24 protein-coding genes and 1 pseudogene are annotated in these 26,646 nt (G+C 65.6%); 19 read left to right on the top strand and 6 right to left on the bottom strand.

The genetic code is table 11. The features are described from left to right. Nucleotides 1-6 precede the first annotated feature (6 nt). From tsaB to tsaD, 3 genes are read left to right on the top strand one after another with little or no spacing between them, the layout of a single operon-like run. Nucleotides 7-669, top strand: coding sequence for a tRNA (adenosine(37)-N6)-threonylcarbamoyltransferase complex dimerization subunit type 1 TsaB (tsaB, locus tag H292_RS0108650; protein ID WP_020111136.1), 663 nt, complete (start codon nucleotides 7-9; stop codon nucleotides 667-669). Then, nucleotides 666-1,142 carry a ribosomal protein S18-alanine N-acetyltransferase gene (gene rimI, locus H292_RS0108645; protein WP_019663604.1) on the top strand — a complete coding sequence of 159 codons (477 nt, stop codon included), beginning with the start codon at nucleotides 666-668 and terminating at the stop codon, nucleotides 1,140-1,142. Before tsaB ends, rimI begins: the two co-directional genes overlap by 4 nt. Further along, on the top strand, nucleotides 1,139-2,182 hold the full coding sequence (tsaD, locus tag H292_RS0108640; protein WP_019663605.1) for a tRNA (adenosine(37)-N6)-threonylcarbamoyltransferase complex transferase subunit TsaD: 1,044 nt from the start codon (nucleotides 1,139-1,141) through the stop codon (nucleotides 2,180-2,182). The genes rimI and tsaD overlap by 4 nt, the downstream gene beginning before the upstream one ends. A 12-nt stretch (nucleotides 2,183-2,194) precedes the next feature. Here tsaD and H292_RS0108635 read toward each other — a convergent pair whose 3' ends face one another. Further along, nucleotides 2,195-3,769: an Hsp70 family protein gene (locus H292_RS0108635; protein ID WP_020111135.1), complete on the bottom strand. Its 1,575-nt coding sequence runs from the start codon at nucleotides 3,767-3,769 to the stop codon at nucleotides 2,195-2,197. Nucleotides 3,770-4,208: 439 nt separating this feature from the next. Here H292_RS0108635 and groES point away from each other — a divergent pair, with 439 nt between their 5' ends. After that, nucleotides 4,209-4,508, top strand: a complete 300-nt coding sequence (groES, locus tag H292_RS0108630) for a co-chaperone GroES (protein ID WP_008718149.1) — start codon at nucleotides 4,209-4,211, stop codon at nucleotides 4,506-4,508. A 98-nt stretch (nucleotides 4,509-4,606) separates the two neighbouring features. Continuing rightward, nucleotides 4,607-6,220 carry a chaperonin GroEL gene (gene groL / locus H292_RS0108625; RefSeq protein WP_019663607.1) on the top strand — a complete coding sequence of 538 codons (1,614 nt, stop codon included), beginning with the start codon at nucleotides 4,607-4,609 and terminating at the stop codon, nucleotides 6,218-6,220. Nucleotides 6,221-6,295: 75 nt separating this feature from the next. On the opposite strand, the gene H292_RS0108620 is transcribed toward groL, so the two are convergent. Beyond that, nucleotides 6,296-6,589 (bottom strand): WhiB family transcriptional regulator, encoded by a 294-nt coding sequence (locus H292_RS0108620; protein WP_026347518.1) that lies wholly within the window; start codon nucleotides 6,587-6,589, stop codon nucleotides 6,296-6,298. Nucleotides 6,590-7,273: 684 nt separating this feature from the next. On the opposite strand from H292_RS0108620, the gene H292_RS0108615 reads away from it, so the two are divergent. From H292_RS0108615 to H292_RS0108605, 3 genes are all read left to right on the top strand, one after another. Then, nucleotides 7,274-8,104, top strand: a complete 831-nt coding sequence (locus H292_RS0108615; RefSeq protein WP_026347519.1) for a hypothetical protein — start codon at nucleotides 7,274-7,276, stop codon at nucleotides 8,102-8,104. Nucleotides 8,105-8,226: 122 nt separating this feature from the next. Next, entirely contained in the window at nucleotides 8,227-8,805 is a 579-nt protein-coding gene (locus H292_RS0108610; protein ID WP_019663610.1) for a sigma-70 family RNA polymerase sigma factor, read from the top strand. Then, complete coding sequence (locus H292_RS0108605; RefSeq protein ID WP_020111134.1) at nucleotides 8,798-9,790, top strand: anti-sigma-D factor RsdA; 993 nt, start codon at nucleotides 8,798-8,800, stop codon at nucleotides 9,788-9,790. Before H292_RS0108610 ends, H292_RS0108605 begins: the two co-directional genes overlap by 8 nt. A 79-nt stretch (nucleotides 9,791-9,869) precedes the next feature. Here H292_RS0108605 and H292_RS0108600 read toward each other — a convergent pair whose 3' ends face one another. Next, entirely contained in the window at nucleotides 9,870-10,274 is a 405-nt protein-coding gene (locus tag H292_RS0108600) for a DUF5319 domain-containing protein (RefSeq protein ID WP_026347520.1), read from the bottom strand. A 312-nt stretch (nucleotides 10,275-10,586) separates the two neighbouring features. On the opposite strand from H292_RS0108600, the gene guaB reads away from it, so the two are divergent. The 4 genes from guaB (at nucleotide 10,587) to guaA (ending at nucleotide 17,110) form a co-directional block, all read left to right on the top strand. Continuing rightward, nucleotides 10,587-12,110 carry an IMP dehydrogenase gene (guaB, locus tag H292_RS0108595; RefSeq protein ID WP_170945130.1) on the top strand — a complete coding sequence of 508 codons (1,524 nt, stop codon included), beginning with the start codon at nucleotides 10,587-10,589 and terminating at the stop codon, nucleotides 12,108-12,110. A 53-nt stretch (nucleotides 12,111-12,163) separates the two neighbouring features. Continuing rightward, nucleotides 12,164-13,303: a GuaB3 family IMP dehydrogenase-related protein gene (locus H292_RS0108590; RefSeq protein WP_019663614.1), complete on the top strand. Its 1,140-nt coding sequence runs from the start codon at nucleotides 12,164-12,166 to the stop codon at nucleotides 13,301-13,303. A 411-nt stretch (nucleotides 13,304-13,714) separates the two neighbouring features. Continuing rightward, nucleotides 13,715-15,472 carry a GMC oxidoreductase gene (locus H292_RS0108585; protein ID WP_019663615.1) on the top strand — a complete coding sequence of 586 codons (1,758 nt, stop codon included), beginning with the start codon at nucleotides 13,715-13,717 and terminating at the stop codon, nucleotides 15,470-15,472. 48 nt (nucleotides 15,473-15,520) lie between these two features. Then, nucleotides 15,521-17,110 (top strand): glutamine-hydrolyzing GMP synthase, encoded by a 1,590-nt coding sequence (gene guaA / locus H292_RS0108580; protein WP_020111133.1) that lies wholly within the window; start codon nucleotides 15,521-15,523, stop codon nucleotides 17,108-17,110. A 7-nt stretch (nucleotides 17,111-17,117) separates the two neighbouring features. Here guaA and H292_RS0108575 read toward each other — a convergent pair whose 3' ends face one another. Continuing rightward, nucleotides 17,118-17,366, bottom strand: a complete 249-nt coding sequence (locus H292_RS0108575; protein ID WP_019663617.1) for a hypothetical protein — start codon at nucleotides 17,364-17,366, stop codon at nucleotides 17,118-17,120. Next, nucleotides 17,359-18,789: a PspC domain-containing protein gene (locus tag H292_RS0108570; RefSeq protein WP_020111132.1), complete on the bottom strand. Its 1,431-nt coding sequence runs from the start codon at nucleotides 18,787-18,789 to the stop codon at nucleotides 17,359-17,361. Before H292_RS0108570 ends, H292_RS0108575 begins: the two co-directional genes overlap by 8 nt. A gap of 14 nt (nucleotides 18,790-18,803) precedes the next feature. Here H292_RS0108570 and H292_RS26920 point away from each other — a divergent pair. The 6 genes and pseudogenes from H292_RS26920 to H292_RS0108540 all read left to right on the top strand — a co-directional run bounded on the left by H292_RS26920 (nucleotide 18,804) and on the right by H292_RS0108540 (nucleotide 24,150). Beyond that, a pseudogene (locus H292_RS26920) lies at nucleotides 18,804-19,595 on the top strand (NADPH-dependent F420 reductase). Between the two features lie 71 nt (nucleotides 19,596-19,666). Next, nucleotides 19,667-20,986 (top strand): ATP-binding protein, encoded by a 1,320-nt coding sequence (locus H292_RS0108560; protein ID WP_020111129.1) that lies wholly within the window; start codon nucleotides 19,667-19,669, stop codon nucleotides 20,984-20,986. Further along, nucleotides 20,983-21,630 carry a response regulator gene (locus tag H292_RS0108555; RefSeq protein ID WP_019663621.1) on the top strand — a complete coding sequence of 216 codons (648 nt, stop codon included), beginning with the start codon at nucleotides 20,983-20,985 and terminating at the stop codon, nucleotides 21,628-21,630. Before H292_RS0108560 ends, H292_RS0108555 begins: the two co-directional genes overlap by 4 nt. Nucleotides 21,631-21,698: 68 nt before the next feature. Next, on the top strand, nucleotides 21,699-22,385 hold the full coding sequence (locus tag H292_RS0108550; protein WP_020111128.1) for a YqeB family protein: 687 nt from the start codon (nucleotides 21,699-21,701) through the stop codon (nucleotides 22,383-22,385). Further along, entirely contained in the window at nucleotides 22,382-23,515 is a 1,134-nt protein-coding gene (locus H292_RS0108545) for a sensor histidine kinase (protein ID WP_019663623.1), read from the top strand. Before H292_RS0108550 ends, H292_RS0108545 begins: the two co-directional genes overlap by 4 nt. Then, complete coding sequence (locus H292_RS0108540) at nucleotides 23,494-24,150, top strand: response regulator (RefSeq protein ID WP_019663624.1); 657 nt, start codon at nucleotides 23,494-23,496, stop codon at nucleotides 24,148-24,150. Before H292_RS0108545 ends, H292_RS0108540 begins: the two co-directional genes overlap by 22 nt. A gap of 63 nt (nucleotides 24,151-24,213) precedes the next feature. Here H292_RS0108540 and H292_RS0108535 read toward each other — a convergent pair whose 3' ends face one another. After that, complete coding sequence (locus H292_RS0108535; RefSeq protein WP_019663625.1) at nucleotides 24,214-25,434, bottom strand: serine/threonine-protein kinase; 1,221 nt, start codon at nucleotides 25,432-25,434, stop codon at nucleotides 24,214-24,216. Between the two features lie 397 nt (nucleotides 25,435-25,831). On the opposite strand from H292_RS0108535, the gene H292_RS0108530 reads away from it, so the two are divergent. Continuing rightward, nucleotides 25,832-26,635, top strand: coding sequence for a hypothetical protein (locus tag H292_RS0108530; protein ID WP_230594067.1), 804 nt, complete (start codon nucleotides 25,832-25,834; stop codon nucleotides 26,633-26,635). The last annotated feature ends 11 nt before the right edge of the window (nucleotides 26,636-26,646 follow it).

Here is a 26,646-nt window from a genome sequence, read left to right as displayed (position 1 = left end):
GATACCGTGCTCGTTCTCGCCGTCGATACCTCCACGCCCGCTGTGACCTCCGGTGTCGTCCGATTCGAGGGCGGTGTCGCGCACACCCTCGCAGCCCGAGTCGTCGTCGATGCCAGATTGCACGCTGAGGTGTTGACGCCCAACATTCTCGAATGCCTCGCCGAGGCAAACCTGACGCCTGCAGATCTCGACGCCGTCGTCGTCGGCGTCGGCCCTGGTCCGTTCACCGGCCTGCGCGTCGGAATGGCAACCGGCGCGGCATTCGGTGATGCACTCGGCGTCCCGGTGCACGGCGTGTGCAGTCTCGATGCCATCGCGGTGCAGGTCGACACCGTGGCCGAGCTGCTCGTGGTCACCGACGCACGCCGCCGTGAAGTCTATTCGGCGCGGTACCGAGCCGGCGTGCGAGTGTCGGGCCCGGACGTGGGTGCCCCCGCTCTGGTCGATCCCGGTGACGCAACCATGATCGCCGGATCTGCGGGGCATGTCGGATTGTTCGATCTCCCTGCGGCAGAAGCCGAGTCGCCCACACCCGCGAGTCTGGTCCTGACGGCAGCCGACGGTTTGACGTCGGGAATCACCCCCGAGCCGTTGATCCCGCTGTACCTGCGCAGGCCCGATGCCAAGACGATCGCCGAGCGCGAGGCCGCAAAGGCAGCAGGCCGATGAGCGTCGACATCACCCCGATGGTCCGGTCGGATGCGCCGCGGTGCGCCGAACTCGAGGGCATCCTGTTTCCGGGTGACGACCCGTGGACCGAACAGGCGTTTCTCTCCGAACTCGCTGCGCCGCACAATCGTTACTTCGCGGCGCGAGAAGACGGAGAGCTTCTGGGGTACGCCGGAATCGCGTTGCTCGGACACGGCACCTCGGCGGAATCCGAGGTGCACACCATCGGTGTCGACCCGAGCGCGCATCGCCGCGGAATCGGTGGCGCCCTCATGGACCGACTGCTGAGCGAAGCGGATGCTCACGGCGGTTCGGTTTTTCTCGAGGTGCGCACCGACAACACACCCGCGATCGAACTGTACGTCCGAGAAGGCTTCGTGGTGGTCGGCACCCGCCGCAACTATTACCAACCCAGTGGCGCAGATGCTTACACGATGCAACGGCCCGATCCGAGGGCAGGTGCAACCGCATGAACGTGATGGGGATCGAAAGTTCCTGTGACGAAACAGGAGTCGGCATCGTTCGATGGAAGGACTCGGGAGTGTGCGAACTCCTGGCCGACGAGGTCGCCTCCAGTGTCGACGAGCACGCGCGCTACGGCGGCGTCGTTCCAGAGGTGGCGTCCCGCGCGCACCTGGAAGCAATCGTTCCGACGATGCGGCGTGCGCTCGCCGCGGCCGACCTGGATCGACCGGACGCGGTGGCCGTCACCATCGGACCCGGTCTCGCCGGAGCGCTTCTGGTGGGAGTCGCTGCAGCGAAAGCCTATGCGGCTGCCTGGGGTGTGCCGTTCTACGCGGTGAATCACCTCGGTGGACACGTCGCCGTCGACACGCTCGAACACGGGCCGATGCCGTCCTGCGTGGCGCTTCTGGTCTCCGGTGGCCACACACATCTTCTGCACGTGAACGATCTGGGCGAGCCCATCGTCGAGTTGGGGACGACCGTCGACGACGCCGCGGGGGAGGCGTTCGACAAGGTGGCCCGGCTGTTGGGCCTGGGCTACCCGGGTGGTCCGGCTCTGGACGACGCTGCGCGGCAAGGGGATCCGACCGCCATAGCGTTCCCTCGGGGTATGACCGGACCGCGCGATGCTCGATACGACTTCTCGTTCTCCGGGGTCAAGACGGCCGTGGCCCGATTCGTCGAAGCCAGGCAGCGAGCGGGAGACGCCGTTCCTGTCGCCGACGTGGCCGCCTCGTTCCAGGAGTCGGTCGCCGATGTGTTGACGATGAAGGCCGTGCGCGCCGCGACCGACGTCGGTGTCGACACCATCGTCCTCGGTGGTGGCGCCACGGCCAACTCACGCATTCGATCTCTCATCGGGTCGCGCTGTGAGCAAGCAGGTTTGACGCTCAGGATTCCACGACCGCGGCTGTGCACCGACAACGGTGTCATGATCGCGGCGCTCGGCGCCCACCTCGTCGCGCGAGGGGCCGAGCCGTCGGATCTGCGGGTGGCCACCGACCCGGGACTGCCCGTGTCCACCAGTCGGGTCACCGCTGCCCGATAGCGAACTGTCCGGTCACGCAGTCGGCGTCGTCGCTCCGCCGGCCGTATCCGATTGTGTGGTCAACGACGTGCTCGGAGCGCGCGACGGCGTCGGTTGCGCAGTGTCCTCGTCCGAAGCCCCGGCGTTCGGCGGGGGCGACCACACGGTGGTGGGAGGGCTCAAGCCCGGGGTCGTCGGCGTTCCGTTGACATCGGTGGTCGGGATACTCCCCGGAGTCGACGGAGGAGGGCTGAGTTCGGTGGACCCACCCGGTGCCGAGGTGGGCGGCTGAGGTGTTGTCACTGGCGGCGTCGTCACCGGCGGGGTGGTCACCGTCTCGCCCGGATCGTCGGTCGGCGGGGAGTCCACTCCGCCGCCGGGCGGTGATGTCGGAGACTGCGGCGCGGGCCGGGTCGTCGACTGCTCCGGCGGGCTGGCCGGCCACGGTATGACGGGGAGATCGGGAGCCGGACGCAGCGACGGCGTCGTCGATGGTCGGGTGGTGCTGCCCGACGTGTACTGCGTCGAGTCGACGACCGGCGGCCGAGGAGAACCGGTGCTGGGCGCGGCCGAGGAGCCGCGGGTGCCGGTCGGCGGCGCGCCGATCGGGTTGTCGTCTCCGGCGGGAACGTTCACGGCCTCGACGTCCTCGGACGTCGTTGCGGCCGAACCCGCGGGCGAAACGCCGGAATCGTTGCTGGGAGTGAGAGTCTGGATTCCGTAGGCCAAGACGATTCCGCCGACGAGCAAGGCCCCCGCGAGCGCAGTGCCGTAACGGCCGAACGACCGCGCACTCGAACCTCTACCGTCGGTGACGGTAGGAAAACGTCCTGGGGCGGCGTGCAACGCAAGCAGGGCCGCGCCCTGCGCGAGGACGGTGTCCGGGTCGGACGGGAGGATCACCGGAAGATCCAGCACCGACACGAGAACGGCGCGGATGGACGGGATGCGGGCCCCTCCACCGATGAGGACGACCGCCTCTGCATCGGCACCTGCGGATGCCGCGACTCGGCGTGCGAAGTGTCCGACCTTCACCACGTGTGGACGTAGTGCGGTCTCGAACTCGTCCCGGCCGTCGTCGCTTCCACCGCGTTCGAGAAGATCCCACTCCAGACGGTCCGCGAGATCACCGCCGAACTGCGACGTGCGTTCCGCATGGCGAACCTCGCCGGAGGCTGTGTCGATGACCGACGTGGTGGTCCCGGTGGCGCCGACGTCGACGACGGTCACCGTCCGGTAACGCGCGATCGAGCCCGCATCGTCGAGAAACGCATGCGCGGCGGCCGTCTCGGGCACGAGTACGACGGTATGGGTGGAGCGTCCGCACGCCGACCTGATGGATGCGGCGTGGTCCTCGGTGCGGTGGGTGACCGCGATGGCCTCGGGACGAACCCGCTCACCCGTGTGGGCACCGACGCCGTCGGGCGGCGGAGCGAGGGCCAGCACGACATCGATTGCCGACGCGACCAGATCGCCGACGTCGGTGTTGACCTCGCTGTCGGCGGAGACGGTGCGGTATTCGACCGTGCGGGAACCGTTGTCCTCTTCGATGACCAAAGCGGCACAGACGACCTCGGTGCCGGTGGATACGCCGATGGCAGTCCTCACCGTCCACCTCCCGTCCTGTCGGTCCCGTGCTGTGCCTGCGTTCGCTTCTTACGTCCGGTGGACATATCGGAGTCTCGTTATCTTAACGTTACAGAAGCGCCCAAGCGAATGTGAAACGCAGCACCGCCCCTGCGTCGAGGGCGCAGCAGGCCTCCACACGTGCGTACGAAAGTTTCCCCTGGCCTACATTTCCGCTCACAACGGCTGGTGAGTGCCGTGGTCGACGGGGTTTCGCTGCGGGCGTACGACTCGCCGACGGCCTTGCACCCTTAGGGGTTGAGTGCTGGCACTCGCGTGTATAGAGTGCTAGACAGCGATGCGCGAAGTCCCGGAACCCGCGACGACGGGAACAAGCGCAGAGCAGTGAACGTGCAGTACAAACACAGCAGTCCGGGGATCCGACCCCGGACGCGTACCCCATAACAATGGAGGGCTCAACGTGGCGAGCGTGAAAATCAAGCCGCTCGAGGACAAGATCCTCGTCCAGGCCAACGAGGCCGAGACGACGACCGCCTCCGGTCTGGTCATCCCCGACACAGCCAAGGAGAAGCCTCAGGAAGGCACCGTCGTCGCTGTCGGCGAAGGCCGTGTCACCGAGAAGGGCAACCGGATCCCGGTCGACGTCAAAGAAGGCGACACCGTCATCTACAGCAAGTACGGCGGCACCGAGATCAAGTACGCCGGCGAGGAGTACCTGATCCTGTCGGCACGTGACGTGCTGGCTGTCATCGCCAAGTAGGCCGCAAACGCTTCCCGCCCCGGAACCCGATTTCGATTCGGTCCCGGGGCGGAGTGCGTTCAATCGAGTTCACTGACTCGAAGGAGTAATACCGAAACATGGCAAAGCAAATCCAATTCAACGAGGAAGCCCGCCGGGCCCTCGAGCGTGGCGTCGACAAATTGGCCGACGCCGTCAAGGTGACGCTCGGACCGCGCGGACGACACGTGGTGCTCGCCAAGGCATTCGGTGGCCCCACGGTCACCAACGACGGCGTTTCCATCGCCCGCGAGATCGACCTCGAAGACCCGTTCGAGAACCTCGGCGCGCAGCTCGTCAAGAGCGTCGCCACCAAGACCAACGACGTTGCGGGCGACGGCACCACCACGGCCACCGTGTTGGCGCAGGCACTCGTGCGCGGGGGCCTGAAGAACATCGCGGCGGGCGCCAACCCGATCGCACTCGGTTCCGGTATCGCCAAGGCGGCCGACAAGGTTGCCGAGGCACTGCTCGCGGCAGCGACACCCGTCGAGGGCAAGGAAGCAATCGCGCAGGTCGCCACGGTGTCCTCGCGTGACCCGGAGATCGGCGAGCTCGTGGGTGAAGCACTCACTCGCGTCGGCGCCGACGGCGTCGTCACCGTCGAGGAGTCCTCGACGCTGAGCACCGAGCTGTCGGTCACCGAGGGCGTCCGCTTCGACAAGGGCTACCTGTCGCCGTACTTCGTCACCGACGTCGACTCGCAGCAGGCAGTGCTCGAGGACGCCTACGTCCTGCTGCACCGCGACAAGATCACCTCCCTTCCCGACTTCCTTCCCCTGCTGGAGAAGGTCGCCGAGAGCGGAAAGCCTCTGCTGATCATCGCCGAGGACACCGAGGGTGAAGTCCTGTCCACGCTGGTCGTGAACTCGATCCGCAAGACCATCAAGGCAGTTGCAGTCAAGGCACCGTTCTTCGGCGACCGCCGCAAGGCGTTCCTCGACGACCTGGCTGTCGTGACGGCCGGTACGGTCATCACCGCCGATGTCGGCCTCAGCTTGAAGGAAGCAGGCCTCGAGCTGCTCGGAACCGCTCGCCGCGTCGTCGTCACCAAGGACGACACGACGATCGTCGACGGTGCAGGCACGCAGGCGGACATCGACACCCGCGTCGCCCAGCTGCGTCGTGAAATCGAAGCAACCGATTCCGAATGGGACCGCGAGAAGCTCGAAGAGCGTCTGGCGAAGCTGTCCGGCGGAGTTGCCGTCATCAAGGTCGGCGCGGCAACCGAGACCGAGCTGAAGGAACGCAAGTTCCGCGTCGACGACGCCGTGAATGCAGCCAAGGCTGCTGTCGAGGAGGGCATCGTCCCCGGCGGCGGTTCGGCACTGACACAGGCTGCGTTGTCGCTCGCGGACAACCTCGGTCTGACGGGTGACGAAGCGACCGGTGTCGCTGTTGTGCGTACTGCACTCAACGCGCCGCTGTTCTGGATCGCCACCAATGCGGGCATCGACGGATCCGTCGTGGTCAGCAAGGTCGCGGCACTCGACAAGGGCCACGGCTTCAACGCCGCGACCCTGACCTACGGTGACCTGCTCGCCGACGGTGTCGTCGATCCGGTCAAGGTGACCCGTTCTGCGGTCGTCAACGCAGCGTCCGTTGCGCGGATGATTCTCACGACCGAGAGTGCTGTCGTCGAGAAGCCTGCCGAGGAAGAGGAGCCTGCGGCCGGACACGGCCACAGTCACTGATTCTCTGTATCTCGCAGCACGAGAAGCGGGGCCTTTCCTTCGAAGGAAAGGCCCCGCTTCTCGTATGTGGTCCTGCTACACCGCGATTCGTCGACGGTTGTGGCGTGCGTACATCTCCCGCTCGGTCTCGGACATTCCGCCCCAGATTCCATAGGGTTCCGAGACGCTGAGCGCGTGGGACCTGCACTGTGCGAGAACCGGGCAGGTTCGGCACATCTCCTTGGCACGCATCTCACGCTGAGCACGTGCTCGGCCGCGTTCGCCGTCCGGATGGAAGAACATCGACGAGTCGACGCCACGGCACAAACCGTGCATCTGCCAATCCCAGATATCTGCATTGGGCCCAGGGAGGTGATTCGGCTGCGGCATGAGAACTCCTAGGGTGTCTGCTCGCCGCAACGGATGCGGCGACGCTCCTGTGGAAGACAGAAGAAATGCGAATTCGTGGTTTCGTCCGGCGGCGGCGCCGAACTTGTGGTGAACTCGTTCCGCGAGATACTGCAATCGCGGTTGTCGTGAACAACGCCAACGTTATTCGTGGCGATGAAATCGAGTCAATAGGCCATCGCCGTGGCGAGGTGCATAGTCGTATCTCGAGAAATTAACGCGGGCGACATTTACTTCGACACAACTTCATGGGTCGATTCGTTGAGGAGTTCTCGATCGCAGCATGAACAGCGGTCTGACGGACTTCGGTCACGATCGAAAGCAAAGGGCACTGGCCTGCAGGTTCGTGGTCGTGTCGGAAGAAGGATCGCGGAATTCGTCTGCCGGATTCGAACGACTCGATCAGGTCGCGAGCAACACTGGTCCCCGGGTAGTGAATCCCGCGATTAACCTTACGGCTACATTCTCGTCAGAAAGCGCTCATCAAATGCATCCCGGGAGCGCATGTTAATTCCGTGAAACAAACGAGAATGTCGCGCGACGGATTCGACGATATTCGGCGATGGGCACGAAGCGGCCAGGAGTATCCATCCATTCGACGGTGAACCGAGAGGAATGCCGAGCCTCACGGTCGCAGGGGCCGCTCCGGGTCGTAACGTCGACACGATGGACGATCGGCTTCATCGCGCTGCCTGGGGCACCGAACCCGGTATGTGGCCACTGCCCGCTGCATCGACCGTCCGCGAGCGGTGGGACCGCGCCGTCGCACTCGGTGGGCAAGGCAGGTACCTCGCCGCGTCGGCCGAGCTCGATGCGGCTGCGCTGTCGGGCCCTGTTCCACCGTCTCTGCGGTCGCAGATGTATTCGACTCGCGCATCATGGATACGGCAGAGGGGAGTGCACAGTGCAGCGGCGCGGGTGGACGGGACGGCGATCGCTGCGGTCGGGCTCGACGAGCGCAGTTCTCCGTCGGGTGAGGACGGCAATGAGGCTGCTGTCGTTCGTGCGCGAGCGGATGCTCTCGTCGGCCTTGCCGCGGACGCCCTCGGCGTAGGCAGATTCGGCACCGCGGACGCGCTGCTGACTCGATGCGAGCACATCGTGGCGCGAGATGGGCGCGAGGACGTTCTGTGGCGTCAACATCTGAGGCTCGGGTGGGTCCGCGCGGAACTCGCGATGTTCTCGGGAAAAGGGCCCGACGCGGTCCGGCATGCGCTCGACGCGCGCGGGCGTGCCGACGAGATCGATTCGTTACGCCACATCGTCAAGACCGACCTCGTGCTGGCTGCCGCCTACAGCTCCGTGGGAGATCTGTCACGAAGTGGTGACGGCGCCCAGCGTGTACTCGATGCCTGCGAGGTGCACGGACTCCTACCGTTGCGCTGGGCGGCAGCGATGTTGTGGAGCGGCGTCGGGGGAGGAGCGGCCGCGCAGTCGGTCGCGCGGGAGTGCGAGGCGGAGCTGGCTCGGCGCGGTGGTCGGTTCACGGCCGTGTGAAGTCACGGACCGAGTGGTTCGATCGAGTGGGGTGAAGGTCGCTATCCTTACTAGGTTCCACTTCGGGTGGAAGCGCTGTCGAGATGCGGCGGCGTCACTGTAACGCGGGGAATCCTTGAGCGATGAACAACACGGGTGAGGAGTTGGACTCCTTCGTCGCTGCCGCAGCGCAGGGCGAGCGAGCCGCACTCTCCCGAGTTCTGGAAATCATCCGTCCGCTCGTGGTGCGGTACTGCCGCGCACGTGTGGGCTCCGCCGAGCGTGGTCAGCTCTCGGCGGACGACGTGGCTCAGGAGGTCTGCTTGGCAGTCATGACCGCCCTGCCGCGTTATCAGGACCAGGGCCGACCGTTCATGGCCTTCGTGTACGGCATTGCCGCCCACAAGGTCGCCGACGCACATCGAAGCGCCTCCCGTAACAAATCGGACCCGGCCGCCGAAGTACCAGATGTCGTGTCGACGGAACACGGACCGGAGCAGCGAGCTCTGGACTCCGAGTCGAGTAGACAGATGACCGCCCTGCTGGACACCTTGCCCGCCAAGCACCGAGAGATTCTGGTGCTCCGACTCGTCGTCGGATTGTCGGCCGAGGAAACGGCAGCGGCAGTGGGTAGTACCGCAGGTGCCATCCGCGTGGCTCAACACCGAGCCATCGCGAAACTGAAGAACGAAGTTGTGAAAGCGGGTGAAATGTATGGCTAGGAACAACGGCCGTGATGGCATTCCCCGTATCGGCCGCCCGGATGGTTCCACGCCATCCGAGGATTCTCTCGACAGCACCCTCGTGGGTTCGAGTCCGGTGGACATCGCAGCGGTACGCCGAGACGAGGAATTCATCGAGGCAATCCGTGGCGACGGACCGATCGCGACGGACGACGCGGACGAGTACCAGCTCGCTCTGCTCCTCGCCAACTGGCGTGCAGAAATCGTCCACCCCGCGCTCCCCGCAGGTCCCGACCTCGACGAAGTGGCGGCAGCCGTCGATCAGGAGATTGCCGCGACAGGGCTACGCCGCAAGGCGTCGAGCCGCGGACGTCAGCGTCTGCTCCGCCCGGTAGCGGGCGCCGCAGCGGCGATCGCGCTGGTGATGGGCGGCTTGGTCGTCTTCTCCTACAACTCCTCACCGGGCGACGCGCTGTGGAGCGTCAAGTCCGTGGTGTTCTCGCAGCAAGCAGATTCGACCGTCGCGCAGATCGACACGACGTCGAAGCTCGAGCAGGCAGAACAGCTGATCGCAGCAGGCGACGTCGAAGGTGCACAGGCTCTGCTCGACGGTGCGTCGGGTGCGGCCGGCGCGGTCACCGACGACGCGCAGCGCACGGATCTGGAGATCTGGCTGCAGCGGTTGATCGAGCAACTCCAGACGATCATCCCGACGATTCCTCCGCAGTTGCCCCTACCGGTCGATCCGACGTTGCCTGCGCCCGTTCAGAGTGCACCCGAGTTGGGCTCGGTTCCGGTCACCACGGATCCGCTGCCTCCGCCGGTCTCCGGCACGGTCGACCCGTCGCAGGTTCCTTCGACCAGCGATCCGGTTCTCCCGACGACCGAGCCGCCCGCAGTCACCACGACGCCTCCCGGGCCGACGATTCTGAATCAGACCGGTGAGACGACGGCTACGGCCAGCGGTTCGAGTGACGGTACATCTGCTCCCCGGATCGACACGCTGGACACCAACGGAGGCTGATCGCCCTCCGGCCCTGCACCGCATACGACTGATGCCCTACACGAAAATCGTGTAGGGCATCAGTCGTATGATCGGGTGACTAGTTCTCGAAACCGTCGCCGTGCAGAGCGTCGTTCATGGACGCGTCCGCGTATCCGCGGCAGTAGTCCCATGTGACGTACGCATCGGGAACGGGGTCGTACGCAGGCTCGTGGGGACGAACGGTCCCGTCGACCAGGAGCTGGAGAAGGTTGGCTCGCAACATGTCCCAGTCGTGGTAGTGATCCTGCTGGCAGTCCTCGCAGCACACCACGAGTCCGCGAATACCGCGGTGTCCGAGGAGTGCCTCGTACACCGCGAGATCGGCGAGGTCTTCCTCGACGGCGAGCCGCTCCTGGGGGTCCAGAGGCTGGCCGGGCTCGATTGCATCGAGGGCGGCCGAGGGGTCGGCGGGGTCACCGGCGAAGGGATCCGGCGGTAAACCTGGAGGCAGTTGATCGCGCACGCCTCCACGGTACGCAGGACTGGTGGGTCTGCGCCAGCCGTTCACGCTTCGTGTCGACGCGCGACGAGGTCCACCGGGCGGCCGATCGGCCGCAGTCGGGGTGCGGTCGACCTGCTCGAACGACGCCGTCCGGTGCGCGTTCACGAGCGAACGGCGGAGCCGATACCATGTGTGCAGGCGCTGAGCGAGCGTACGCGTCCATGTTTTTTCGTCCGCACTGTCTCCATCCGCTTTCGAACACGCCGTCTTCTCCGGTGCACCGCCCGCGCGCTGCGAGAAGGGCACACAGGCTCTAGGGAGGGCCAGATCCGCATGAGTAGTTCCGGAGCCCACGTCCGTACCGGTGGCGACGACCCCAACAAGGTCGCCATGCTCGGTTTGACCTTCGACGATGTTCTGCTGTTGCCCGCTGCGTCGGACTTGATTCCCAGCGCCGTGGACACCTCCAGTCAACTCACCCGCGAGATCCGTCTGCGCGTCCCACTGGTCAGTTCCGCGATGGACACCGTCACCGAGGCGCGCATGGCCATCGCCATGGCCCGCGCGGGTGGCATGGGCGTCCTGCATCGCAACCTGTCACTGCAGGATCAGGCGTCCCAGGTGGAAACCGTCAAGCGGTCCGAGGCGGGCATGGTCACCGACCCGGTCACCTGCAAGCCCACCGACACACTCGCCGAGGTCGACGCGATGTGCGCACGGTTCCGCATCTCGGGTCTGCCGGTGACCGACGAGACCGGTGCCCTCGTCGGCATCATCACCAACCGTGACATGCGTTTCGAGGTCGACCAGAACCGCCGCGTCGCCGACGTGATGACCAAGGCACCGCTCATCACCGCGCGCGAGGGCGTCACCGCCGAGGCAGCTCTCGGTCTTCTCCGTCGGCACAAGATCGAGAAACTCCCCATCGTCGACGGACAGGGCGCTCTCACCGGACTGATCACGGTCAAGGACTTCGTCAAGACCGAGCAGCACCCCCTCGCCACCAAGGACCGCGACGGGCGCCTGCTGGTCGGAGCGGCAGTGGGTGTCGGGCAGGACGCGTGGTCGCGTTCCATGGCGCTCACCGACGCCGGTGTCGACGTGCTCATCGTCGACACCGCGCACGGGCACAACTCGTCGGTGCTCGAGATGGTCAGCAAGCTGAAAGCCGAAGTAGGAGAACGCGTCCAGGTCGTCGGCGGCAACATCGCGACCCGCGCGGGCGCATTGGCACTCGTCGAGGCAGGCGCGGACGCGGTCAAGGTCGGCGTCGGTCCCGGCTCGATCTGCACCACCCGCGTCGTCGCAGGCGTCGGCGCCCCGCAGATCACCGCGATCCTCGAGGCGGTCGCCGCGTGCAAGGCGCACGGTGTTCCGGTCATCGCCGACGGTGGTCTCCAGTTCTCCGGCGACATCGCCAAGGCGTTGGCTGCGGGCGCGTCGACGGCCATGCTCGGCTCGTTGCTGGCAGGTACGGCCGAGTCGCCGGGCGAGTTGATTCTCGTCGGTGGCAAGCAGTTCAAGAGCTACCGCGGCATGGGTTCGCTCGGGGCGATGCAGGGACGCGGAGCGGCCAAGTCGTTCTCCAAGGACCGTTACTTCCAGGACGACGTCCTCGCCGAGGACAAGCTCGTCCCCGAAGGCATCGAAGGCCGGGTCCCGTACCGCGGACCGCTGTCCCAGGTCATCCATCAGCTGACCGGTGGTCTCCGTGCCGCGATGGGATACACCGGGTCCAACTCCATCGAGGAACTGCAGGAGGCGCAGTTCGTGCAGATCACCGCTGCCGGACTGAAGGAAAGCCACCCGCACGACATCACGATGACCGCGGAAGCTCCCAACTACACCGTGCGCTGACTTCGCTCGCATCGGCCTGAACTCAAGACGAACTCCTAGGGAAAGGGGCGCGCGTGCGCGACCTCGTTGAAATCGGCATGGGCAGAGAAGCCCGTCGCACCTACCAGCTCGACGACATCGACATCGTGCCCTCGCGCCGTACTCGGTCGTCGAAGGAGGTGTCCACGGCCTGGCAGCTCGACGCCTACCGATTCGACATTCCGGTCCTGGCTCATCCGACCGACGCGTTGGTGTCGCCGGAATTCGCGATCGAGCTCGGCAAGCAGGGTGGCCTCGGCGTCATCAACGGCGAGGGGTTGTGGGCTCGCCACACGGACGTCCAGGCCAAGCTCGACGAGCTGGTCGCGATCGCCGAGAACGACTTCGACGCCGACGCTCCCGTCGCATTCCTGCAGAAGCTGCACGCAGCACCGCTGCAACCGGACCTCCTCGCTGCCGCCGTCGCGCAGGTCCGCGCAGCCGGTGTCACCGTCGCGGTCCGCGTCAGCCCGCAGAGCGCCAAGAACCTGACGCCTGCGCTGGTCGCAGCCGGTATCGATCTGCTCGTCATCCAGGGCACCATCATCTCCGCGGAGCACGTGGCGCACGGCGACGAGGAGCCGCTCAACCTCAAGACGTTCATCGCCGAGCTCGACGTACCGGTCATCGCCGGTGGCGTCAGCGATCACCGCACCGCGCTGCACCTGATGCGCACCGGCGCTGCCGGAGTCATCGTCGGCTACGGGTCGGTCGAGGGAGGCACCACCACCGGTGAAGTTCTCGGCATCGGTGTACCCATGGCAACGGCCATCGCGGACGCTGCGGCAGCTCGTCGGGACTACCTCGACGAGACCGGCGGCCGCTATGTTCACGTCATCGCCGACGGCGACATCACCACGTCGGGCGGCCTGGCCAAGGCAATCGCGTGCGGTGCGGACGCCGCCGTGCTCGGTGCTCCTCTCGCGGCGGCAGCAGAGGCGCCCGGTGGCGGTTGGTACTGGCCCTCCGCGGCAGCGCACCCGTCGATGCCGCGAGGCGCACTCCTGCCCGTCGCAGCCGGTGAGCGCCCGAGCCTCGACCAGGTCCTGCACGGTCCGTCGAGCGAGCCCTACGGTTCGATCAACCTCGTCGGAGGTCTGCGCCGGTCCATGGCGAAGTCGGGTTACTCGGATCTCAAGGAATTCCAGAAAGTCGGCCTGAACGTCCGAGCCTGACCCTCTCTGTCCCACGTTCGACAGCGCGCACCCCGAATCGGGGTGCGCGCTTCGTCGTTTGCTGGGGAACTCGGGTGCCGGGTGGGAGCGAACGTGACGTTCGGTCACCTGGGGGCCCGGGAGCGCGGGTTGCAGCGAGTGCGCGGGTTGCAGTGCGCGCGTGGGCTGAAAGCCGCGCGTTCGGGGGCCGAGAGTGAGCGAACGTGACGTTCGGTCACCTGGGGCAGCGCGGAGTGAGCCTTACCTCAGTTGGTGATACTTGGAGTTACAGCTACAGTGGCTTGTGTCAACTGTCACAGGGTTGTTGTCAGTTCGCCGCTGCTGTCATCTAGAGTGTGGTCGCAGTCACATCGAGGTGGTGCGCGGTGCGGCGGAGCTGGCTGAGTAACGCACGAGGCGCGGAGGTCAACAGTGGAGACACGGACAGCTGGGACACAGGCTCGCACGACCGACTACGACGTTCTGATCGTCGGGTCCGGTTTCGGCGGAAGCGTCACGGCGCTGCGCTTGGTCGAGAAGGGCTACAAGGTAGGCATCCTCGAGGCCGGACGGCGCTACGAGGACAAGGATTTCGCCAAGACCAGCTGGGACCTGAAGCGGTTCCTGTGGGCGCCCAAGCTCGGGTGCTACGGCATCCAGCGTGTTCACCTGCTGCGTGACTGCCTCATTCTGGCCGGTGCAGGGGTGGGCGGCGGTTCGCTGAACTACGCGAACACTCTGTACCAGCCGCCGGAGCCGTTCTTCAAGGACAAGCAGTGGGCGCACATCACCGACTGGAGCAGCGAGCTCGGTCCGTTCTACGACCAGGCGACGCGCATGCTCGGTGTCGTGCGTAACCCGCACATGACACCCGCCGACGAGGTCATGAAGTCCGTCGCCGAGGACATGGGCGTCGGGGACACGTTCATTCAGACTCCGGTCGGCGTGTTCTTCGGCGACGAGCCGGGCAAGAAGGTCGGCGACCCGTACTTCGGCGGCGTCGGTCCCGAGCGCACCGGGTGCATCGAGTGTGGTGAGTGCATGACCGGGTGTCGCCACGGCGCCAAGAACACACTGCTGAAGAACTACCTCGCCCTTGCCGAGCGCGCCGGAGCCGAGATCGTCCCGATGACGACGGTGACAGGTCTTCGTGCTCTGCCCGACGGCACGTGGGACGTCGCCACCGAGCGAACCGGCGCGTGGGTTCGCAAGCACCCCAAGACCTACACCGCGTCGCACGTCGTCCTGGCCGCGGGCACGTGGGGTACGCAGAATTTGCTGCACAAGATGAAGGACACCGGGGCACTGCCGCGTCTGTCCGACAAGCTCGGTGAATTGACGCGTACCAACTCCGAATCCATCGTCGGTGCCGCCAAGTTGAAGGTCGACCCGGAGATGGATCTGACCAGGGGAGTGGCGATCACGTCGTCGTTCCACCCGTCGTCGAACACCCACATCGAACCGTGCCGCTACGGCAAGGGTTCCAACGCGATGGGCCTGTTGCAGACGCTGATGACCGACGGGGGTGGGCGCATTCCGCGATGGCTCAAGTTCGTTTTCGCGCTGCTGGCTCATCCGCTCGACTTCCTGAGGGTGGTGAACACCAAGAACTGGAGCGAGCGCACGATCATCGCGCTCGTGATGCAGAACCTCGACAACTCGATCACCACCTTCACCAAGCGTGGGCTGTTCGGTCGCAAGGTGTCCAGCAAGCAGGGACACGGCGAACCGAACCCGACGTGGATCCCTGAGGGCAACGACGCGACGCGGCGTATAGCGAAGAAGATCGGGGGCGTCGCGGGCGGCACATGGGGTGAGCTGTTCAACATTCCGTTGACCGCTCACTTCCTCGGTGGCTGCGCCATCGCGTCCGACGCCGAGCACGGCGTCATCGACCCGTATCACCGCGTCCACGGGTACCCGACGATGTTCGTCGTCGACGGGTCGTCCGTGTCGGCCAACCTCGGCGTGAATCCGTCGCTGACCATCAGTGCTCAGGCGGAGCGTGCAGCGGCGCTGTGGCCCAACAAGGGTGAGCAGGATCTACGGCCGCGCCAGGGTCTCGCTTACGAACGGATCGAGCCGATCGCTCCCAACGCTCCGGTGGTGCCGGTGTCCGCGCCCGCAGCGTTGCGTCTGCCCATCGTCGAGATCCGCTCTCCGAAACCCGCCACCACCGGTGCCGCGTAAGAAGATGCTGCGTGGAACCAGCCTGTCGCGCGCCACTAGACTGTTCCGGTGACCGCATCGCAGCAGCCTGATCCCGCCCTGCCTCGGCCCGTTCTCGTAGTCGACTTCGGTGCCCAGTACGCCCAGCTCATCGCGCGTCGTGTGCGTGAGGCGAACGTGTATTCCGAGGTGATCTCGCATACCGCGACTGTCGAGGAGATTGCAGCCAAGAACCCGGTTGCACTCGTTCTGTCCGGCGGGCCGTCGAGTGTGTACGCCGAGGGTGCGCCTGCTCTCGACGCGAAGGTGTTCGATCTCGATCTTCCGGTCTTCGGTATCTGCTACGGCTTCCAGGCGATGGCGCAGGCACTCGGCGGAACCGTCGCGCACACGGGGACTCGTGAGTACGGCCGGACGCAGCTGTCCGTCGATGGCGGTGTCCTGCACGACGGTCTTCCTGCGACGCAGCCGGTGTGGATGAGTCACGGTGATGCTGTGACGGAGGCTCCGGAAGGGTTCACGGTCACGGCGACGAGCGCCGGTGCTCCCGTGGCTGCGTTCGAGAACGCCGAGCGCAGGCTCGCCGGTGTCCAGTACCACCCCGAGGTGCTGCATTCGCCGCACGGTCAGCAGGTCCTCGGTCGGTTCCTGCACGAGACAGCCGGAATCAAGGCGGAGTGGACGGCGGCCAACATCGCCGACGCATTGATCGAGCAGATCCAGGAGCAGGTCGGGCCGGACGGTCACGCCATCTGCGGACTGTCCGGGGGTGTGGATTCCGCGGTTGCGGCAACCTTGGTGCAGCGTGCGATCGGTGACCGTCTGACGTGTGTGTTCGTCGACCACGGTCTGCTGCGAGAGGGCGAGCGGGAGCAGGTCCAGCAGGACTTCGTCGCGTCGACCGGCGCCAAGCTGGTCACCGTCGATGCGGTCGACACGTTCCTCGGTGCCCTCGACGGCGTCTCCGATCCCGAGGAGAAGCGCAAGATCATCGGCCGCGAATTCATTCGTAGCTTCGAGGGTGCTGTCGCTGAGGTGTTGGGTGACAACGCTGCTCAGGGTGCGGAGGTTCAGTTCTTGGTGCAGGGCACGCTGTACCCGGACGTGGTCGAGTCCGGTGGGGGATCCGGCACCGCCAACATCAAGAGCCACCACAACGTCGGCGGTCTGCCGGACGATCTGCAGTTCGACCTCGTCGAGCCTCTTCGTACCTTGTTCAAGGACGAGGTCCGGGCAGTGGGCCGCGAGTTGGGTCTTCCCGAGGAAATCGTCGGCCGCCAGCCCTTCCCCGGGCCCGGTCTGGCCATTCGCATCGTCGGCGAGATCACGCGAGACCGATTGGCCACGTTGCGCCAGGCCGATTCGATCGTCCGTGAGGAACTGACCGCGGCGGGCTTGGATCAGCAGATCTGGCAGTGCCCCGTGGTCCTGCTCGCGGATGTGCGCAGCGTCGGCGTTCAGGGTGACGGCCGGACGTACGGCCATCCCATCGTCTTGCGCCCGGTATCGAGCGAGGATGCGATGACGGCGGACTGGACGAGGTTGCCGTACGAGGTGTTGGAAACCATTTCGACCCGGGTGACCAACGAGGTTCCGGAGGTCAACCGAGTCGTTCTCGACGTGACGAGCAAGCCGCCGGGCACCATCGAGTGGGAGTGAGAATTCTCTAGTTCTTCTTCCCGCCCCGGCCTGGGGCGAGGAGAAGGGCCAGTCCGACGACGATCGCCGCGACGACGAAGACCCAGCGGAACTGAACGTTGCCGAGGGACTCGAGGGCCGAGGGCCCGATCAGAGCGCTGACGCTGACCAGCAGGGCCACGAGTCCGGAGAGAAACAGCAACGCCGAGGGTCGGGTGCGCGCGTTTCGTTCTTCGGCCGTGTCGGTGTCACTGTCTCCGTACTCGCTGCTATTCATGGATGATCTCCAAGTTTCCGAGACGGACATCTCCGTCGATGGTGAGAACAGGGGCGTCCTCGGCTGCGTCGGTGCCGCGCTGCAGGCCACCGGATCCGCAGGCAGCCGATCCCATGACTGCCACGCAGGTCGGGTCGATTGTCATCGTCGACGGTACCCAGATGGTCGCGTTTCCTCCGGTGACATCGATTGCGACAGTTCGGTTGTCGGTGAGGGCGAGGCCGCGCAAGTCGAGTTGGAGGTCACCGCCGGCGATGCTGTACGACGGTTGGAGTTGCGCGACCGTCGTCGGCCGTGCATCGACCGACCCGCTGGTTGCGCCGTCGAAGTTCACCGGTCCCACGATGGATGCGAGGATCACGAAACCGAGTACAGGGAATGCGACGACCAGCAGGCCGTACCCCTTGCGTAGGAATGCGCCGAGGATCAGTCCGACGGCGAGGACACCGAGAGCTACGGCCCCGATGCGTGCGGGGGAGAGCCACTCCGACCCCGTTGCCGCCGCGATGCCGCCGGTGACGGCTGCGGCGAGCAGTGCCAACCCGATGAAACTCGACGTCCACCGTGAGCGCCGCTTCTTCGGAGTGGTCGACGCCGGAAGGTGAACAGTCGTCGGTTCGGGTAGGTCCCAGGCGAAGGGGGCGACGCCCAACGGATCCCACGACGGTGGTGTCGGGCCGGTGGTCGTGTCCGTCGTCGGCTGGGCCGGCGCCGCGGACTCGTATTTGTTCAGGTTCACCTCGGAACCCGTCGACCGGTCGGTGGGTGGGGGTGTGGACGGAACGTACGTCGTGGGCAGTGTCGTGTACGGCGAGTACGCGGGAGGTGTGTAGCCCGCGGGTCGATAGTTGGGCGGGCGGTAGTTGGCACCTGCCCACGGCGCCGGGGTGTACGGCGTGTTGAACGAGATCGGGAAATCCTGTTGCGCGTAGACCTGTGCACCGCCGGGCAGGAACTCGGGTGGTTGCGGCTGCCTCTGGTGCAGTAGCCACAGTCCGGCGAGAAGCGCGACCATGCTGATGGCGCCGGATCCGCCCAATCCGACACCGACGGGACCCAGGGTGGACACCGCGATGATCAGCGCCACGATCAGGACCACGATCTTGGTGTTGGATTCCGAGCTGGTGCCTCTGCCCATCAGCGACTCGGCGGGAGAGGCTGCATCTCCTGCCTTGCTGAAGAGCAGCCAGGCGGCGAGGTACAGGACGATGCCTGCTCCGCCGAAGATGGTGCCGACGACGAGCGCGACGCGAACGAGGACGGGATCGACGCCGTAGCGGTAGCCGATGCCGGCGGCGACACCCGCGACATGGCCACGCTGTGGCAACCGATACGGGCGCGTACGCCACATCTGCTGTAGCTGTTCGGAGACGGCCAAGTTGCTCATGGAACCATCGTGGCCCGTCGGGTGCACGGAGACCATCGGGGATCGCCCTGATGTTTTCCCTACCTTCACGCACGAGTTGCAGGAATGTTCTCGGCATCCCACGGCTTGCTACTTCGAGAACGACCATTCGCATCACGAAGGAGAAACGCGTGAAGATCGGAATCATCGGGGCCGGGCTCATCGGCGGCACCCTGACCCGCAAGCTGGCCGAACTCGGACACGACGTGCGCGTGTCGAATTCGCGTGCACCGGAGACGTTGGCCGAGTTGGCTGCCGACACCGGCGCCGAGGCAGTGTGGAGCAAGGACGCAGCCGCTGACGCCGATCTCGTTATCGTGAGCATTCCACAGAAGAACACCCCGGACCTGGCGTCGGACATTCTCGATGCGGCCAAGCCAGGCGCGCCGATCATCGAGACCAACAACTACTACCCGCAGCAGCGCGACGGCCTGATCGCCGAGATCGAGAACGGCAAGCCCGAAAGCGTGTGGGTTGCCGAGCATTTCGGTGATCGATCGTCGGATGTGTTCAAGGTGTTCAACGGAATCTGGTGAAAGCATCTTCTCGAGAAGGGCGTTCCCGCCGGAACCGACGCTGCGTCCACCCGGACGAGAATCGCGCTTCCCGTCGCGGGTGCCGACGGGCCGGGCAAGAAGCTCGTCTTCGACGTCGTCGACGCTCTGGGATTCGAGCCGGTGGACGCCGGCACGCTCGAAAAATCGTGGCGTCAGCAGCCTGGTACGCCGGTGTACGGCAAGGACTACGACGCCGACGCCACGAAGAAGGCTCTTGCCGAGGCGACCGCCGACAGAACCGAGGAGTGGCGCGCGATTCCGTCCTGACATCGGTCCGGTGCGGAAATCAGGGGAGACCCTGATGCGGGTGCGGCTCGATTCGTGCCAGGATCGATGACGTGCTCCCTGTCGATGCCGCGTCCTCGTCCCCGGGCGCCGAGCCGGTGAAGTTCTACCGGCGCGGCGGCGGAAGGATCGTGGGCGGAGTCGCAGGTGGACTCTCCGACCATCTGGGTGTCGACGTCTTCAAGGTCCGAGTCGCGTTTGCGTTGCTCGCCGTCATGGCGGGCGCCGGAATCTTCGCCTACGGGTTGCTGTGGGTGTTCACCCCGGCAGGTGACGACGTGGACCGGCCGAGTTCGGCCGAGCGCCAGCGGGCATTGGGTCTCGCGGCCCTCGGCCTCGGGCTCGCGGCCGGCTTGGCGTGGCTGCTGAACGGCACGGCGGCGTCGGTACTCGTTCCTGTCGTCGTGGTGATCGTCGGTGCGGCGCTCGTATGGCGGGAGTTCGACTCCGAAGGTCCGAGGTCTCTGCTCGGGATGCCGAAGAAGCCGACCGTCCTCAGCTGGGCTCGTGTCGTCGGCGGCGCGACGTTGATCATTCTCGGACTCTGCGTCGTGGTGCTGGCCAGGGTGGACATCGCGTCGATCAGGTCCTCGTTGCTCGCGGTCATCGTGACACTGGTCGGGGCCGGTCTGCTGACGGTCCCGGTCTGGTTGCGTCTGTGGCGCACCTTGAACGCCGAGCGGTCGGCTCGTATTCGGAACGACGAGCGCGAGGAGATCGCCTCCCATCTGCACGATTCCGTGCTGCAGACGCTGGCGCTCATCCAGAAACAGTCGGATCAGCCGCAGGAAGTGATGCGTCTGGCCCGTGGGCAGGAGCGAGAGCTGCGGAAGTGGCTGTTCGAGGGCGGGGACACCGATCATTCGTCCCTGTCCGAGGCGCTGAAGACCATCGCAGGCGAGGTCGAGGATCAGCACGGCGTCACGGTTCGGCCGATCACAGTCGGCGACGTGCAACTCTCGGCCGAGAACTCCGACTCCGGGCTTCCACGTGAGCACTTCACCGCTTTGCTCGGCGCGACGCGGGAAGCGCTCGTCAACGCAGCCAAGCACTCCGGCGAGACCAACATCGACCTCTTCGCCGAGACCGAGGCGGACAAGGTGACGGTCTTCGTGCGCGATCGCGGCAGCGGTTTCGACGAGAACCTGGTGCCGACGGATCGGCAAGGACTCGCCAAATCCATCCACGGCAGAATCGAACGTCGAGGTGGTCAGGTGTCGGTACGCTCCACCGTGGGCAGAGGAACCGAAGTGCGCATCCTGATGCCCCGGCACGATTCGGCTCCCGACAGGCAGATTCATGTTGCCGACCACATCACATCCCCTGAATCGCAGACGTCCGACCAACCACTACCGCAGGAGCAGCCCCGGTGACCGACACCTTCCGTGTCTTTCTCGTCGACGACCATGCAGTGTTCCGCTCCGGAGTCAGAGCCGAACTGGCGCGCGAAGGCGATATCGAGGTGGTCGGTGAGGCAGGCGGGGTTGCCGACGCGGTAGCGGGAATCGACTCGACCAAGCCCGACGTGGTCCTCTTGGACGTGCACATGCCCGACGGCGGTGGTGTGGCGGTACTCGGACGTATATCGTCCGGTCCGGTGTGTCTGGCGTTGTCGGTGTCCGACGCAGCCGAGGACGTCATCGCCGTGATCCGAGCCGGTGCACGCGGTTACGTCACCAAGACCATTTCAGGAGCCGAACTGGCCGACGGCGTGCGGCGGGTGGCAGGCGGGGACGCGGTGTTCTCGCCTCGACTCGCCGGGTTCGTTCTCGACTCCTTCACCGGCAATTCGGCCGTTCCGGAGCCGCCGCTGGATCCGGAGCTGGATTCGCTGACACCGCGCGAACTCGAAGTGTTGAGGTTGTTGGCGCGCGGTTACACGTATCGAGAGATCGCGGAGGATCTGTTCATCTCGGTCAAGACCGTAGAGACCCACGCGTCGAACGTGCTGCGGAAGACACAGCAATCCAATCGCAACGCCCTGACCAGGTGGGCCCACAAGCGTCGGATCGATTGACGGCTGGATGCAGGAATAGACTTTCGGAGACTGTCGGATCGACCTTCGGTGCCACTAGCGTCGAGGTCATGAAGGACAAGATCGAATCGGTGCTGTGGCTTCCCACCGCCGACCGGGTGTTTCTGGCGGTGGTCGCGCCCGCGGTCGGTGGCGCCGTCGGATTCTTTCTCCCACGCTGGGCACCGTGGGCAGCGTCGCAGAAGTGGATCCCGTTCCAGGGAGTGTTCGAGTTCGTTGCTTCGTGGTCGCACTGGTGGGTGCAGTATCTGACCACCGGGATCGGTGTCGCACTGGGAGCCGCGTTCGTCGCCTTCGCATTTCACGACAGTCTCCGCGTCGTCGTCTCCGCGTCGGGCCTGCGTCTGACCGAGGAAGGCCGGACGACGTCGGTCGCTCGGGCCGATGCGTCGACGGTGTTCGTCGACGGCAAGGAACTCGTCGTCCTCGACGCGGCGTCGCGTCAGGTCGTTCGCGCACCGATCGAGGAGAAGGAACCCGCGGTGGAGCGTGTGTTCGTCGAACACGGCTACTCCTTCGTGGAGGGCGATCCGTACGAAAGCCTGTATCAGCGTTGGATTCCGGGATCGCCGACGCTTCCCGCCGAGGTCGACGCCGTGATGCGCGCCCGAGAAATGGCGTTGCAGAAGAAGTCTCGCGAGGATGCGTCCGAGCTACGTGAGGCGCTGGACCGGTTGGGAATCGTTGTTCGTGAACGCAAGAGCACGCAGTACTGGCGACCACTGGTGCGCGGATGACCGTGTCGCGTCGGCGTACCGGCGATCTCGGCGCAATGGCGTTCTCGCTGTTCATCGCAGCAATGGTCGTCTTCGACGGGGTGACCGCCGCCGATTTCTCGAACTTGCGTGTGGCGACCGCGGTTGCGATCGGCGTCGTCGCGACTGCATTGCTGTGGTGGCGTCGGCGCCGGCCGGTCGGTATCGCGCTCGTGCTCGCAGCCTTGACGGTGTTCTCCGACGCTGCGGGCGGCGCGGAGTTGGTGGCGATCTACACCGTGGCATCGATGCGAACGTGGAGGGTCACCGCGGCGATCGTTGCGCTGCATCTCGTGGCTTCGCTGGTGTACGCACGCTTCTTCTCGGTCGGTGACTCGGTGGTGTCGACGGGAATTCTGAGCTTGGCGCTGCTCAGTATCCCGATGGCGTGGGGTGCGATCGTCAAGGCGCGGCGAGAGGTCATCGATTCGCTTCGCGAGCGCGCCGAACGAGCGGAGGCTGCGGCGGCGGACCGGGCAGATCGGGTTCGTGGCCAGGAACGTGAGCGGATTGCCAGAGAGATGCACGATGCCCTGGCACACCGGATTTCGATGGTGAGTTTGCATGCCGGTGCGCTCGAGGTGCGGTCCGACGCCGATGCAGCCGACATCGAGAAGATCGCGGGAACCATCAGAACCAGTGCGCACGGTGCGTTGAACGATCTCCGGGAAATCCTGGGCGTACTGCGATCCGACGAGGATTCACCACCGATGAAACCGGGATCGTCGATCGATGACGTACCGGCGCTGATCGACGAGGTTCGCGCAGCCGGAGTCGTGGTCGATTTCGACAGTCGGTTGGACGCGGGCGGCGTTCCTGCGACCATGGGGCGTAACGTCTTTCGTGTCGTTCAGGAGGGCCTGACCAACGCCCGCAAGCATGCGGCGGGCTCTGCAGTGCAGGTGTCGATTCGGCCGGAAGGAGAGGGGATGCTCGTGTCGGTGTCCAACGCGCTGGGCGGGCGCGACTCGGTCGTGCCGGGTTCTCGTACGGGGCTGATCGGTCTGTCCGAGCGGCTGTCCTTGGCCGGCGGTCGGCTCGAACACGGGGTGAAGACCGTCGACGGGTCGGTCGGATACGTACTGGAAGCATGGTTGCCGTGGCCGAGGTGATCGATGTTCTCCTCGTCGACGACGACGCTCTGGTCCGATCGGGTTTGTCGATGATTCTGCAGTCCGACAGTTCGATTCGGGTGGTCGGTGAGGCCGCGGACGGCGCGAGCGGTGTCGACGCGGCTCGACGGCTCGAGCCGGACGTGGTTCTGATGGACATACGAATGCCCGTCATGGACGGTCTGGCCGCAACCGAGATGCTCAGGACTAGCACGGGAGGTCCGGCGATCCTGGTGCTCACGACATTCGACACCGACGAGTACCTCCTTCGAGCACTTCGGCTGGGCGCCAACGGCTTCCTGCTGAAGGACACTCCTCCGCGGGACATCATCGAGGCCGTCAAGCGAGTGCAGGACGGTGAGTCGATGCTGTCGCCGTCGGCCGTCGGAACACTCGTGTCGGCCTGGCGCGAGCAGGATCGACGCACGGCCGGGGCCGACGATGTACTGGACGTGCTGACCGATCGGGAACGTGAAGTGGCAATCGCGGTGGCGCAGGGATTGTCGAATGCCGAGATCAGCGGGTCGCTCTTCATGAGTGTCGCGACCGTCAAGACCTACGTGTCGAGAGTGTTGGCCAAGCTCGGATGCACCAACCGAGTGCAGATCGCCATTGCCGTGTTCGAGAGTCGATAGCTCTCCGGCCTCGGTCGTTCGCCGAGCGTTCTCGCGCAGTTCTTCCGATTCCTGGACGGAGATTCAGAGGAGGACGATCAGCAGCACCACCATCAGTAGGACGACAGCCACTCCCACGCCCAGAATCACCGCAGGCGGGATGTCGACCTTGTCTCCCACGGCGTCGTCGACTGCATCGAGCACCTTGTCCAACGGATTCTTCTTCTTGGGCACGTCGAACGGGGGCGGGGCGTAGGGCTTGGGTGTGGTGTCCGAGAGCCCGGTCGAGCGCACTGCGGGAAGCCCTGCGACAGTGTTGCCGAATTCGCGTGACGGGCGGCGGGTTTCCGCGACGGGCGTGGATCGGTGTGCCCACCCCGGAACGACGCCGTCCGATGTGGTGAGTGGAACACCGCGAAGCGACGCAATGGATCCTTTGCTGCTGACCGCGCTCCGGATGATCTCGTCTCTGGCCTGTGCCATGGTCGGCCTGCGAGACGGGTCCGGCTCGAGCATGTGCAGCAACGCCGGGGTGAGATCTCCTGATCTGCTGGGCGAGATGATCTGGCCGCGAGCGACTCGGTGCAGCAGTGCGATGGAGTCCTCGTCGATGTCGAACGGCGGTCTGCCTTCGATCGCGGTGTACAGCGTCGCGCCGAGGGAGAAGACGTCGCTTGCCTCGGTCGGATCCTGTCCGCGTGCGACCTCGGGAGCGAAGTAGGCGGGAGTTCCGGTGATGACGCTCGAATCCGACTCCTCCACATCACCTTTCGCACGCGAGATCCCGAAGTCGCTGATCTTGACGATCCCGAGCGTCCGGCCACGGTCGGCGATGAGGATGTTGCCCGGTTTGATGTCGCGGTGGACGATACCTGCCTCGTGTGCCTCGGTGAGCGCGTCGGCAACCTGGGCGCCCACCTGCGCTACCTCGTACGGTGGCAGCGTCTCGGCGATGTTCAGTGCCTGCGCCAGCGACCGTGACGGCATGTACTCCATGACGAGCCACGGTTCTCCGTCCTCGATCGCGACGTCGTGCATGGCGATGGCATGTGGGCTGGACAGCCGCGCGGCGATCCGTCCCTCACGCATGGCGCGATTACGGACTTCGCGCGCGGCCTTCTCGCTCAGGTCGATCGTCGAGGTGACCTGTTTGACGGCAACTTTTCTTCCCATCAGCGTGTCCTGCGCAAGCCACACGGCACCCATTCCGCCACCGCCGAGCTTGTAGGCGAGGCGGTATCTGCCGGCGAGGAGATAATCGGGTCCGACGACCCGTGCGGTGCGTTGCTGCTCGGTCACGCCCACAGGTTAGTTGACAGTGAGCATCGCTGCCCGCGACGTCCGGCGTGACGCGCCGCCCCGGCCGTCACCAGCCGGTTCGTCGCTGCCTTGACGGAGGTCGCCGGAACGGCTTAACTTGGGGGTGTTCGAAAGTCTGTTCGAAGGCGGGACTTCCCCATCGTCTTCGGAAGAGGGCCGAGTTCCACGATTCCATCACCATGGGGAGGTAAGCATGTCTGTTTCCGCCGACTCTCGGCACGGTATCTCCCGCGACAACAGAGTTGCTCGTGACGGCAGTGTTGCTCGTGACGGCAGTGTTGCTCATGACGGCAGTGTTGCTCATGACGGCAGTGTTGCTCATGACGGCAGTGTTGCTCATGACAGCAGTGTTGCTCGTGACAGCGGTGTTGCGCTGGAGAGCATGTCGTTGCCGGAGAGGGTGGAACATCTTCGGCGACGCATGGCCGCTGTGCCGTCCAAGGGCGAAACACGCTCGGTCGCCCGTCCCTCGGTTTCACGGTCGAGTGCCCCTGTGTCGGCCGAGCCATCGGCGCCCGACAACCGCCTCGAACAGCAGAAAAGCACACGCGCACCTGCAAAAGAGGTGTTGAGTGTCCCGGAGGCGCTTGCGGCTGTCCTCCCTCACGGAGGCCTGGTTCGAGGGTCGGTGACCGCAGTGTCCGGCGCGGGTTCTCTGATGCTCGGCATGGTCGCGTCGGTCACGGCTGCAGGCGGTCACGTGGCAGTGGTCGGTCAACCGCGCTTCGGGTTGCTCGCAGCGTCCGAGATGGGAGCGCAGTTGCACAGACTGGCCATGGTTCCCGATCCGGGAGAGGACCCGGTGGAAGTGGCCGCGATCCTGCTCGACGGAGTGGACCTGGTCGTGCTCGGTCTCGGTGGTAGGTCGGTGCCGCCGTCGCGAGCACGTGCCGTCGTTGCACGCGCTCGAAGCAAGGGTGCGTCGCTTCTGGTGACGGACGGGCACTGGGACGGGGTGGATCTGCGGCTCGATGCGTCCGTGGCCGGCGTCGACGGTGTCGGAACCGGAGACGGTGCAGGCCGCGGGCGGCTTCGTGGTCTCCGGTTGGAAGTGCGCGCGCAGGGGAAGGCGATGCGCACTCGTTCCACTCGATTCGACCTACGTTCCGAGCGCGGCCGCGTCGAGTGGTTCGAGGTCCCGTCCATTGCGGCCGTCGGTGCCGACAGAGTGGCGGTGCTGGCATGAAATGGGAACAG

This window comes from Rhodococcus sp. 114MFTsu3.1, from assembly GCF_000383555.1.
GTDB classification, from domain to species: Bacteria; Actinomycetota; Actinomycetes; order Mycobacteriales; family Mycobacteriaceae; genus Rhodococcoides; species Rhodococcoides fascians_E.
Note: the sequence above shows the minus strand (reverse complement) of the source record. Positions and strands in the feature narration are given on the sequence as shown.